Consider the following 11,811-nt stretch of genomic DNA (forward strand, 5'->3'; position numbering starts at 1 on the left):
TTTTGCTAATAAAAAAGACCCGCCTTTAAGGCAGGTCTTTTCATACATGATCCTGATTATTTCTCAGAAGTATGTTGCTGACGGCGCAAGATAGCCGGAATTTCAAAGTCATCCAGTACAGACTGGTTGCTGAAATCAGCCGCAGTCAGATTCATAGAACGGATATTGCGGTTGGTACGAACCAGGCTTTCAGCACTGCTTTGGCTTTGAGCTTGAGGCGTTTCTTCCGCACCACGTACCAATTGTTGGGTACGAGCAGCAGCGCGCAGTTGGTTGTCAGTACCGTTTTCTTTCAAGCCGGTAGCAATGATGGTAATACGGATAGCGTCTTCGCTCATGCTCTCGTCTTCGGCAGCACCAAATTTGCATTCCACTTCAGGGTGTGCATTTTGGTTGACGATACGCATAATCTCGTTGAACTCAGACATTTTCAGGCAACCAGGAGCAGTGGTAATGTTTACCAATACACCGCGTGCACCATCCAAAGTAACGTTATCCAAGAGCGGGCTGGAGATAGCTTGGTCGGTAGCCAAGCGAGCACGGTCGATACCTTGTGCGAAACCAGAACCCATCATGGCGATACCGCGATTGCTCATCACAGTTTTCACGTCGGCGAAGTCCAAGTTGATCATGTCGCTAGGACAAGTCACCACTTCGGAAATACCGGCAACCGCATCACGCAGTACATTGTCGGCCGCACGGAAAGCTTCACGCATGGTCACGTCTTCGCCCAAAGCAGTCATCAATTTGTCGTTAGGGATAATAATCAGGGAATCAACGCGCTCTTTGAGCTGATCCAAACCTGCTTGAGCGATGTGTACGCGTTTGCCTTCGTAAGCAAACGGACGGGTTACAACCGCAACGGTCAGGATACCCATTTCTTTAGCGATTTCAGCCACAACAGGAGCAGAGCCAGTACCTGTACCGCCACCCATACCGGTAGTGATGAACAGCATGTTTGCACCGCGGATGGCATCTTCGATGGCTTCGCGATCTTCTTGGGCAGCAGCGCGGCCGATTTCAGGATTTGCACCGGCACCTAAACCGCGAGTCAGGTTTGTACCCAATTGAATGCGTTTAGCCGCATTGTTTTTAGCCAATGATTGCGCATCGGTATTGGCACTGATGAACTCAACACCATGAATAGTGTTGGCAACCATGTTGTTGATGGCATTACAACCGCCGCCACCCAAACCGATAACTTTAATAACAGCAGGGCTCGTTGCTGATTCTGCTACGTCGTAAACAAATTCCATTCAATAATCCTCCGCGCCCCGCTTTATAAGGACGGTTCAAAAATAACTCATTATCCGTATTATATAAGAAGTATTCAGATACTGGCAAAAATCTTCTTACCATTCGGCTGTCGGCGTTATATTTTTACTACATTTTTTAACAGAAAATATACAAGTTTTAAATTATTCACTTGGCAATTATTTAAAACTGTTTAATTCCACTTAAATATTCAGGACAAACGGTTGCTGCACCGCCTGCCCTGAAAACTTTTATCAGAAATTATCTCTGAAGAATCTTTGGATTTTTTCCCACAGACCCATTTTTTTGCCTGAATCATTCAGTGCAATCGCACCGGTTCGGCTGGTTTGCTCACCCTCTTCGGCAGCATAGGCCGTCTGAAGCAGGCCGATCGCTGTTGAATAGCGTGGATTACGAATACGCTCGGATACGCCGCCCATTTCTTGTGGAACACCGATACGCGCCGGCAGGTTGAAGACTTCTTCCGCCAACTCAACAATACCGGTCAACATAGAAGCACCGCCGGTCAAAACGATACCGGAAGTCAGCACTTCTTCTGGGAAACCGGAGCGGCGCAATTCGTTCAGCGTCAACTCCAAAATTTCTTCTACACGCGGGCCGATGATTTCAGCCAATACACGACGTGAAATTTGACGTGATTGACGGTCGCCAACACTAGGAACTTCAATCATTTCATCCAAGCCGTCCATAGTCGGAATAGCAGCACCGTAATGGATTTTGATGTACTCGGCTGCACTGTGCGGCGTACGCAAGGCTTGAGCCAAGTCTTTGGTAATCAAATCGCCGGCAACAGGAATAACCGCAGTATGACGGATGGCGCCATTGGTATAAACCGCGATGTCGGTTGTACCGCCACCGATATCGATGACGCACACGCCCAAATCTTTTTCGTCTTCAGTCAAAACGGCGTGACCGCTTGCCAAAGGCTGAAGCATGATTTGATCCATTTGCAGGCCGCAACGTTGGATACATTTTTGGATATTTTGCAAAGCAGTGTTCGCACCGGTGATGATGTGTACACGGGTATCCAAACGCACGCCGCTCATGCCGATAGGCTCTTTCACACCGGGTTGGTTGTCGATGATGTACTCTTGAACCACGGTATGTAAGATATTGTGATCAGGCGGAATATTGATGGCTTTGGCTGTTTCGATGGCACGATCGATGTCGGCTTGCGATACTTCGCCATCTTTAATTTTGACCACGCCTTGTGAATTCAGGCTGCGGATATGGTTACCGGCAATACCGGTGACAACGTGGGAAATTTTGGTATCTGCCATCAGCTCGGCATCTTCTACCGCCTGACGAATGGCTTGCGCGGTAGCGTCGATATTGGTCACCATACCTGCACGCAGGCCGCGTGAAGGGCTTTGACCCAAGCCAACAATGTGGATTTCGTTATCTTCCCGAATCTCGCCGATTAAGGCGATGACCTTGGACGTACCAATGTCTAAGGCACTGATATATTTATTTTGTTGTTGTTCCATAATTGCTCGTTCGCTATGTTGTCTGACTGACGGTTTGATTATTTTTGAAACAAGATTGCTTCACGTCTAATCGGCTATTCACTCTCGGAAGGGTTTTCAGACGGCCTGTAACGGACTGAAAAACCATCCTTATAACGCATATCGACATACTCGATACGACTTTGTTTTTTACGCAGCAGCGATGGCCAAATCTGGACAAACTGCTGCAAACGTTTGATTTCGTTTTCACGCCCCAAGCGCACGGTAATGCCGTTGTTCAATACAAGCAACCATGCCGACCGCGGCGTGTAGATCAATTCTTTGATAGTCAGTTTCAACGGACTCAAAATACCGGAAAAGTCCGCATAATGTTTGACCATGTCTTTGCCTGTCCCCTGCTGCCCTTCAAATATAGGCAGGTCCTGTTTCAGACTTGCGGCAAACACATTGCCCTTACTGTCCACCAAGCCGCCAGCGCGCCAATGCGCAACCGGCACACGCTCGGTCAGGATAATTTCCACGGTTTCCGGAAAACGGCGGCGTACCATTGCCGAGTCAATCCAAGGCAATTCCTGAAAAGCGGCCTGCGCCGAATCAATATCGGCGCGGAACATATTACCCCTGATATGCTCTCGTGCAACGGTTTGCAATTCTTTGTTGGAAGCATATTTCAGCTTACCCTGAATGGCAATCTGTTTCACAGGAAAATATTTGGAATTGTAAAGCCAAGCTATGCCCGAACCTATCAGTAGAAAGGTCATCAGCACCAATAGCCGGCGGGTCAGCCGACCCAATGCGCCTGCATCATCCCACATGAGCGGTCTTCAAAATCTCAATACATAAATCAGCAAAATCTACGCCGGTATGGGCTGCAGATTTTGGCACCAAACTGTGGCTGGTCATACCGGGCAAGGTATTGATTTCCAAAAGATACAGCTTACCGTCCGTATCTTTTAGGAAGTCCACGCGCGAACAACCGTCCGCACCAATCGCCTGCGCGCCACGCACGGCCAGTTCGCGCATCAGGTTTTCCTCATCCTCACTCAAATCTTCCGACGGGCATTGATAAACCGTATCGTCGCGGTTGTATTTAGCCTCGTAGTCGTAAAACTCAGTAGCTGGAATAATATGAATGCTCGGCAGGCCTTTGCCGTTCAATACCGGGCAAGAATACTCGCCGCCTCCGATAAAGCGTTCGGCAATAATTTCACCCTGCAAATGTTTCAATTCTTCGTAAACGCTTTTCAGACGGCCTTTTTCTTTTACTTTTACCACACCGACGCTGCTGCCTTCCGCGGCAGGTTTCACAAACATCGGCAGGCCCAATTTTTCTTCAACAGCATCAAAGTCGCTGTCGTCATGCAATACAGCAAACTCAGGAACAGGCAAACCCACGGCCTGCCAAATCAGTTTGCAGCGGTATTTGTCCATACCCAGCGCGGAAGCGGCCACACCACTGCCGGTGTAAGGAATACCCATCAGTTCCAACGCGCCTTGAACCGCGCCATCTTCGCCGAAAGTACCGTGCAGAATATTGAAGGCCGTCTGAAAACCTTGTGTTTTCAATTCAGACAACGGAGTTTCTTTGGGGTCGAACGCATGGGCATCGACGCCTTTGCTTTTCAAGGCAGCCAAAATAGCGGCGCCGCTGTCCAGAGAAACTTCGCGCTCGCTAGAGAAGCCGCCCATCAACACGGCCACTTTGCCAAAATTCTGCATAATTTCCACTTTCTTAAATACTGATACAGGCCGTCTGAATATTGTTCAGACGACCTATCTGCCCTCAAAGACCAATATGCCCGTTTATTATGATTGTTTCGACAATTCCACCAATGCAGACGGAACGCGGTTGATGCTGCCGGCACCCATATTCAACACAACATCGCCGTCCTGCAAAACATTCAGCAGCATTTGCGGCAAGTCGGCAACGTTTTCGCAGTAAATCGGCTCAAGTTTGCCCAATATGCGGATGGCGCGTGCCAAGGCGCGGGAATCGGCTGCGGCAATCGGCTCTTCGCCTGCGGCATAAACTTCGGTCAACACCAGCGCATCAACGGTATTGAGGACTTTGGTGAAATCTTCGAACAAATCACGTGTGCGGGTATAGCGGTGTGGTTGGAAAGCCAAGACCAAACGTTTTTCAGGGTATGCACCGCGCGCAGCGGAAAGGGTTGCTGCCATTTCAACAGGATGATGGCCATAATCGTCCACCAGCAAAGCAGTTCCGCCGTTTGGTAATTTAATGTCGCCATATTTTTGGAAGCGGCGACCGACACCTTCAAAGCCGAGCAAGCCTTTTTGAATGGCTTCAACCGATGCGCCAACTTCCAGCGCAACGCCGATAGCCGCCAACGCATTGAGGACGTTGTGGCGGCCGGGCATATTCAAAACAACTTCAAACGGCTCTTGCTCGTGTCCTTTCATTTGAACATGAACGGTAAATTTCATTTGCGCGCCAACGTTTTCAATATCGGTCGCGTAGATATCGGCAGTATCGTCCAAGCCGTAAGTGGCGTAAGGTTTGCTGATTTTCGGTAAAATCGCACGGACGTGTTCGCTATCGATACACAAAAAGGCTTTTCCATAGAATGGCATACGGTGGATAAAGTCCACAAACGCCTGATGCAGTTTCTCAACGCTGTGTCCGTAAGTGTCCATATGGTCTTCGTCGATATTGGTTACGACGGACATAATCGGCGTCAGATACAGGAAAGAAGCATCGGATTCGTCGGCTTCGGCAACAATGTATTCGCCTTTACCCAAACGGGCGTTGGTACCTGCGGCATTGAGCTTGCCGCCGATAACGAAAGTCGGGTCAAGTCCTGCCGCGCCGAGAATAGAAGCGGTCAGGCTGGTGGTTGTGGTTTTACCGTGCGTACCGGCAATGGCGATACCATCGCGGAAGCGCATCAACTCTGCCAACATCAGCGCGCGCGGAATCACGGGAATCTGCTGTTCCAATGCGGCAACAACCTCAGGATTGTCTTTTTTGACCGCAGTAGAGGTAACAACCACGTCGGCGCCATTGACGTGTTCGGCAGTATGACCTGGGTAAACTTGGATGCCGAGAGCGCTCAAATGCTCGGTAACGGCATTACGCGCCTGATCCGAACCGGAAACTTTAAAGCCCAAATTGTGTAAAACTTCGGCAATACCGCTCATGCCGACGCCGCCGATTCCGACAAAATGGATGTTGGTCACTCGATTTTTCATCATAACGTTGCGTTCCGGTTGGTTTTTAGTGCGTAAAGGCGTTATTTTAAAGGGCTATCCGCTTCTGCGCTATGCTTTTATTGTAAAGGAATTTTAACAAAAGCAATAAAGGCCGTCTGAAACGCCGTTAATCAACTTTTCAGACGGCCTTGAATCGAAGTCTGCCTGCTTATTCGGTACAAGAGATGGCAACTTCCACCACATCGTCCGCGCTGTGCGGCAACGCCAGCGTACGGGCATTTTTCGCCCATTTCAGGCATTTTTCACGGTTTAATCCGCCGAGGATTTCGGCCAGTTTTTCTGCCGTCAGTTGGGTTTGCGGCAGCAGCAAACCAGCTTCGGCCTGCACCATAAAGCGCGCATTGGCTGTTTGATGATCGTCCACTGCGTGCGGATATGGCACCAGCAATGCACCCAAACCTGCAGCCGTCAACTCGGCAATCGTCAGCGCGCCGGCACGGCAAATCACCAAATCGGCATCGCGGTAGGCAGATACCATATCGGTAATAAATTCAACGCACTCGGCTTGCACACCCAATGCATCATAATCCGCCTGCAGGTTACCCAATTTATTGCGGCCGGACTGATGATACATTTGCGGACGGGCAGCCTCAGGCAATAATGCCAAAGCTTGCGGAACGGTTTTGTTCAACACATCCGCACCCAAACTGCCGCCGACCACCAAGATTTTCAGACGACCTTCACGCCCTTGGAAGCGTTCGGCAGGCTCAGGCAGGTTGGCAATATCCGCGCGGACGGGGTTGCCGACCAAACCGCCTTCGTGACTGAACGCTTTCGGGAAAGCGTATAACACCCGTTTCGCCCAGCGCGACAGTTGGCGGTTGGACAAACCTGCCACGGCATTTTGCTCGTGAATCACAATCGGCACACCGCACAGTTTTGCCGCCAAACCGCCGGGGAAGGTAACGAAACCGCCAAAACCGATAACACACTCGACACGGTGTTTCTTAATAATCTGCTGCGCCGCACGGACGGTTTTATACAGCGTAAACGGCAACATCAGCTTGCGCTTAATACCGTTGCCACGAATACCTTTAATGGCCAGCGTTTCCAAGCGTATGCCGTATTGCGGCACGATACGCTCTTCCATCGAATCCTGACTGCCCAGCCAAATCACATGATGGCCGTGCTTTTGCAGCGACTCGGCAACCGCCAATGCAGGGAAAATATGGCCGCCCGTACCGCCGGCCATCAGCATAAAAGTTTTACCGCTCATGGTTTTACTCCACCGAATAACCGCGCATTTTTTGGCGGTTTTCATAATCAATGCGCAATAACAAAGTAACGCACACCAGCATGATAAAGACAGCCGAACCGCCGTAAGACATAAACGGCAAAGTCAGACCTTTAGTAGGCAGGATACCGATGTTTACACCGATATTGAAGAAACTTTGAATACCAATCCAAATACCGATACCGTTGGCAATATACGCGCTGAACATCAAGCCCGAATCACGCGCCTGCTTGCCGATGGAAAACGCGCGCCACACCAGCCAGCCGTAGCAGAACACCAAAACCAGCATCCCGACAAAGCCAAATTCTTCACCGATAACGGCAAAAATAAAGTCCGTATGCGCTTCAGGCAGGTAGAAACGTTTTTCCAAACTTGCACCCAAGCCCTCGCCAAACCAGCCGCCGCGCGCAATCGCCATCAAGGAATGCGTCAGCTGATAGCCTTTACCCAAAGGATCGCTCCAAGGGTCCAAAAACGCCGCCACACGCGCCATACGGTAAGGTGCGGCCAAAATCAACAAGCCCATACCGCTCACAACGGTCGCCACCAATACGGCAAAATACTTCCACGGAAAACCTGCCAAAAACAGCATACCCATGGTAATCACGACAATCACGACAAACGAGCCAAAGTCCGGCTGACCCATAATCAAAACCAAACCGACCGCCACCAACATAATCGGCAGAATCAAAGTCTTAAACTTGCGGAAGCGTTCCTTTACCCTTACCCACGCGTCACTTTTAAAAGGGCTGCACACCAAATCGCCAATACCGGTAAACAAAGACGACCAACCCAAAGAATCCAAATCGCGCAACATTTCTTCACGGCGCGTAAACAGGCTGGACAAATACAAAACCGTTGCCAATTTGAAAAATTCAGTCGGTTGCAAGTTGAGCGGCCCGATATGAATCCAGCGCGTCGCGCCATTAATCTCACGGCCGACAAACAAAACCAGCAACAACAGCAAACCTGAAACAGCAAAATAAAACGGAATAATCCGCCGCCAGAAACTCATCTTCAGCAGGAAAAGCGGCAAGCATATAGCCACTGTAAACAGGATAAACATTGCCTGTTTGGACACAAAAGAAAACTGGCTGCCCCCTTCCGATGCTGCATACGCAATAGAAGCCGAATAAATCATAATCAGGCTGAAGACCGTCATTAAGACGACCATCCACAAGAGAGAAACATCAAACTTCCGACCATCGCGCGCAATCGGCCGGTCAAGCATTTTGGAAAGACTAATCATGAAAACATCCGTAACGGCTTGAATAAAATATTCAGACGGCCTGCAAATGGGCAAGAGGCCGTCTGAAAAAATGAATTAACGTTATTTTAAAGGTTTATTTCCAAACCAACAATTCAGATTCTTTAAAGATGTCGGATTCTGACGTTCTTTGCGCCCTCCCCTACCCTTTGATATCGGCAAAAGGTCGTCTGAAATCGCTTTTATGTTTTCAGATAGCCTTGTATAAATCTTTTCTTCAGGAAATAGGCTACTTTTTATCCCATGCAAACCCTACGCCAACTGCGGTATTTCCGCCCACGGCTGTATCTGTTCCAACTGCGCGGCGAGGCTAAGCAGCGTGTCTTCGCGCCCGTGTGCGGCGGCGAACTGGGTACCGACAGGCAGCCCGTTATGCCGGTAAAGCGGCACGCTCATGGCGGGGTTGCCGCTCATGTTCAGCGGCGACGTATAACCGACGTATTGCAGCGTCGTGGCGGCTTCTTTTTCTAAAAACGGGTTGTTTTTCAACAGAAAACCCAAGCGCAGCGTGCCGAACAGCAGGCGCATGGCTTTTTGTGCGGCGGGCGGCGGCATCATTTCGCCGATTTTCGGCGTGGTGCGCGGGCAGACGGGCGTCATCAACACGTCGTAGCGTGTGAAAAATGCTTTGGCGGCACGTTCCTGCGCCAGCATCACGTCGCGCGCCCATGCCATTTCGCCCGCACTGATTTGCCGACCCTGCACAATCATTGCCCACGTTGTCGGCTCAAGCAGGCAGTGCGGCAGTTTTTGTCCGGTTTCGTATTGATATTGGTAGAACAGTTTTGCCGTTTCGCCCATGACGATGATGCGGGCGGCTCGGTTGAGCTGTTCAGGCGGCGCAAAATCGGGCGTGGCTTCTTCCAATTTGTGTCCCGCGTCTTGCATCAGTTTCAAACTATGGGCGAACGCGGCTTCCGTGCCTTCGTCGTTGCCACCGCCAAACCATGCCTGTTTCCAAAAAGCTATTTTCAGACGACCTGTTTCTTGTTTCAGGCTGCCTGCAAAACCGTTTTCGGGCAGCGGCGGGCAAGCATACAGGGCGCGGGCTTGGGTTTGGGCGGCGATGTCCAGCAAAACCGCGCTGTCGCGTACACTGCGGGTCAACACATGGTCGCATACCAAACCTTGCCATGCCTCCGATGCGTTCGGCGCGTAACTGCTGCGGCCGCGCGTGGGTTTCAGCCCGAACACGCCGCAGTTGTGCGCGGGTAAGCGAATGGAGCCGCCACCGTCGCTGCCGTGCGCTGCGGGTACGACGCCCGAAGCCACTGCCGCCGCCGCGCCTCCGCTGCTGCCGCCCGCGGTGTAATCCAAATGCCACGGATTGCGCGTGATGCCGTAAATTTCGGTTTCGGTAACGGGATACGCGCCCCATTCGGGCGTAGTGGTTTTGCCGAACACGCGCAGCCCCGCATCGAGATAGGCTTGGGTCAAATCGCTGTTTTGTTTGGCAATGTAATGCTGCATCATACGCGAACCCGACCATGTCGGCGCGCCTTCCCAATCCGCCAGCAAGTCTTTGAGCAAAAACGGTACGCCCGCCAGCGGCGTATCGGCATTTTCAGACGACCCCTGCCACGCCGCCGCGCGTTCGCGCAAATCGTGCGCCAACAGATTGAGCTTGGGATTGACTTCATCCAAGCGGTTTAAAGCAGCCTGCAACACTTCATCGGCGGAGACTTCTTTTTTACGGATCAGCTCTGCCAAACCGACGGCATCGTAACGGATGTAGTCTTGAAAATTCATGGGTTTTCCTTTCGGATTGATAAACACACGTTTTGTCGGTCAGGCATAGCTGCCCGCCGCCTCGCCGTTTGCCCGCATAGGCAAATTTTAAGAAACAGTAACACCGGATAAAGGCAAGGAACAAGTTTACCGTTGCTGCAAAAAGGTCGTCTGAAACTGCCTTAACGTTTTCAGACGACCTTTGAGACAATGACACACAAGGTTTACGGTAAAACCAACCCTCTTTTCATCTTTCAGACGGCCTTACAAAGCCTTAAACGCTTCAATAAACACTTCCGAACGGTGCGCATAGCCTTTAAACATATCAAAGCTCGCACAAGCCGGGCTGAGCAACACGATATCGCCCGCTCCAGCTTGGGCATATGCCGTCTGAACCGCTTCTTCCAAAGTGGCGCAGTCGGTCATATTCAGACCGCAGCCGTCCAAATCGCGGCGGATTTGCGGCGCATCGACACCAATCAGGAACACGCCTTTTGCCTTGCCGGCAAGCGCGTCGCGCAGGGGCGTGAAGTCCTGCCCTTTGCCCATGCCGCCCAAAATCACGAAGAGCGGATTTTGCAAACCGGCAATCGCGGCGGCGGTTGCGCCGACGTTTGTGCCTTTGCTGTCGTCGATGAATACCACGCCGTTTTTCTCGCCGATTTTTTCTACGCGGTGCGGCAGGCCTTGAAAGGTTTTGACGTGTTCGAGCAATTCATTTCGCGGCAAACCGATGGCCTCGCACAAAGCGACGGCAGCCATAACGTTGGCGGCGTTGTGCAAACCTTGTAGCGGGATGTCTTGCGTGGCAATCAAATCTTCATCTCCTTGTTTCAGTTGGCCTGTCTCGCGTTCCAACCAAAAATCGGCTTCGTGTTCCAACGAAAACCATTTCACATCGCGCCCGGCGCGCTTCATCGCGCGGCAGAACACGTCGTCCGCATTCAAAACCTGCACGCCATCGCCACGGAAAATCTTATCCTTGGTATGCGCGTAGTCGAGCAAGTCGTCGTAGCGGTCGAGATGGTCTTCGGAAATGTTCAGCACCGTCGCCGCAGTCGGGCGCAGGCTTTCGGTGTTTTCCAGTTGGAAACTGGAAAGCTCCAACACCCACACGTCCGCCTTTTTGCCTTCGCGCTGCAATTCCGCCTCCAAAACCGGCGTGCCGATATTGCCCGCGATAACGGTATCTAGCCCGCACTTGATGCAGAGATAGCCGACCAGGCTTGTTACCGTGGTTTTGCCGTTGCTGCCGGTAATCGCAATCACCTTGTCGCCGCGGCGGTTCACAATGTCCGCCAGCAATTCGATGTCGCCCAACACGCGTCCGCCGTTTCGCTTAAAGGCCTCGATATCCGGCTGCCGCTCGCTGATGCCGGGACTGAGCGCCAGAATATCGAAACCATTATCCAACGCATCTTTCAGACGGCCCGTGTAAAACACCAGCCCGTCAAACATCTTACCGATTTGTGACACGCGCTCGGCTTTCAGCTCCGCATCATACGCGGCAACCTCCGCGCCGTTTTTGCGCAGGTAGGCAATCATGGAAATACCCGTGCCGCCGAGTCCGGCGACGAGGATTTTTTTATTTTGAAAAGTCATTTTGG

General features: G+C 51.3%; 9 protein-coding genes. All 9 read right to left on the reverse strand.

Annotated elements, in window-relative coordinates:
* Positions 1 to 56: 56 nt before the first annotated feature.
* Complete coding sequence (gene ftsZ, locus HMPREF2871_RS05000; RefSeq protein WP_004518872.1) at positions 57 to 1,256, reverse strand: cell division protein FtsZ; 1,200 nt, start codon at positions 1,254 to 1,256, stop codon at positions 57 to 59.
* Between the two features lie 252 nt (positions 1,257 to 1,508).
* Positions 1,509 to 2,762, reverse strand: a complete 1,254-nt coding sequence (gene ftsA, locus HMPREF2871_RS05005; RefSeq protein WP_003682483.1) for a cell division protein FtsA — start codon at positions 2,760 to 2,762, stop codon at positions 1,509 to 1,511.
* Positions 2,763 to 2,836: 74 nt separating this feature from the next.
* Positions 2,837 to 3,556: a cell division protein FtsQ/DivIB gene (locus tag HMPREF2871_RS05010; RefSeq protein ID WP_049335319.1), complete on the reverse strand. Its 720-nt coding sequence runs from the start codon at positions 3,554 to 3,556 to the stop codon at positions 2,837 to 2,839.
* A complete protein-coding gene (locus tag HMPREF2871_RS05015) occupies positions 3,546 to 4,460 on the reverse strand; it encodes a D-alanine--D-alanine ligase (protein ID WP_049335322.1) in 915 nt (304 codons plus the stop codon). The genes HMPREF2871_RS05010 and HMPREF2871_RS05015 overlap by 11 nt, the downstream gene beginning before the upstream one ends.
* 87 nt (positions 4,461 to 4,547) lie before the next feature.
* A complete protein-coding gene (murC, locus tag HMPREF2871_RS05020; RefSeq protein WP_049344531.1) occupies positions 4,548 to 5,957 on the reverse strand; it encodes a UDP-N-acetylmuramate--L-alanine ligase in 1,410 nt (469 codons plus the stop codon).
* A 166-nt stretch (positions 5,958 to 6,123) separates the two neighbouring features.
* Positions 6,124 to 7,191 carry an undecaprenyldiphospho-muramoylpentapeptide beta-N-acetylglucosaminyltransferase gene (gene murG / locus HMPREF2871_RS05025; RefSeq protein WP_049335327.1) on the reverse strand — a complete coding sequence of 356 codons (1,068 nt, stop codon included), beginning with the start codon at positions 7,189 to 7,191 and terminating at the stop codon, positions 6,124 to 6,126.
* 4 nt (positions 7,192 to 7,195) lie between these two features.
* Positions 7,196 to 8,458: an FtsW/RodA/SpoVE family cell cycle protein gene (locus HMPREF2871_RS05030; RefSeq protein WP_049335329.1), complete on the reverse strand. Its 1,263-nt coding sequence runs from the start codon at positions 8,456 to 8,458 to the stop codon at positions 7,196 to 7,198.
* Positions 8,459 to 8,728: 270 nt separating this feature from the next.
* A complete protein-coding gene (locus HMPREF2871_RS05035; RefSeq protein WP_049335331.1) occupies positions 8,729 to 10,225 on the reverse strand; it encodes an amidase in 1,497 nt (498 codons plus the stop codon).
* A 243-nt stretch (positions 10,226 to 10,468) separates the two neighbouring features.
* Positions 10,469 to 11,806 carry a UDP-N-acetylmuramoyl-L-alanine--D-glutamate ligase gene (murD, locus tag HMPREF2871_RS05040; protein WP_049335333.1) on the reverse strand — a complete coding sequence of 446 codons (1,338 nt, stop codon included), beginning with the start codon at positions 11,804 to 11,806 and terminating at the stop codon, positions 10,469 to 10,471.
* Positions 11,807 to 11,811: the final 5 nt, after the last annotated feature.

Origin of the sequence: Neisseria sp. HMSC067G12, assembly GCF_001812725.1 — a bacterium.
GTDB lineage: Bacteria > Pseudomonadota > Gammaproteobacteria > Burkholderiales > Neisseriaceae > Neisseria > Neisseria perflava.

What these genes read in the sequence shown, in the direction of transcription:
- ftsZ (WP_004518872.1), bottom strand. Translation starts at nt 1,256, where the DNA reads ATGGAATTTGTTTACGACGTAGCAGAATCAGCAACGAGCCCTGCTGTT.
- ftsA (WP_003682483.1), bottom strand. Translation starts at nt 2,762, where the DNA reads ATGGAACAACAACAAAATAAATATATCAGTGCCTTAGACATTGGTACG.
- HMPREF2871_RS05010 (WP_049335319.1), bottom strand. Translation starts at nt 3,556, where the DNA reads ATGTGGGATGATGCAGGCGCATTGGGTCGGCTGACCCGCCGGCTATTG.
- HMPREF2871_RS05015 (WP_049335322.1), bottom strand. Translation starts at nt 4,460, where the DNA reads ATGCAGAATTTTGGCAAAGTGGCCGTGTTGATGGGCGGCTTCTCTAGC.
- murC (WP_049344531.1), bottom strand. Translation starts at nt 5,957, where the DNA reads ATGATGAAAAATCGAGTGACCAACATCCATTTTGTCGGAATCGGCGGC.
- murG (WP_049335327.1), bottom strand. Translation starts at nt 7,191, where the DNA reads ATGAGCGGTAAAACTTTTATGCTGATGGCCGGCGGTACGGGCGGCCAT.
- HMPREF2871_RS05030 (WP_049335329.1), bottom strand. Translation starts at nt 8,458, where the DNA reads ATGATTAGTCTTTCCAAAATGCTTGACCGGCCGATTGCGCGCGATGGT.
- HMPREF2871_RS05035 (WP_049335331.1), bottom strand. Translation starts at nt 10,225, where the DNA reads ATGAATTTTCAAGACTACATCCGTTACGATGCCGTCGGTTTGGCAGAG.
- murD (WP_049335333.1), bottom strand. Translation starts at nt 11,806, where the DNA reads ATGACTTTTCAAAATAAAAAAATCCTCGTCGCCGGACTCGGCGGCACG.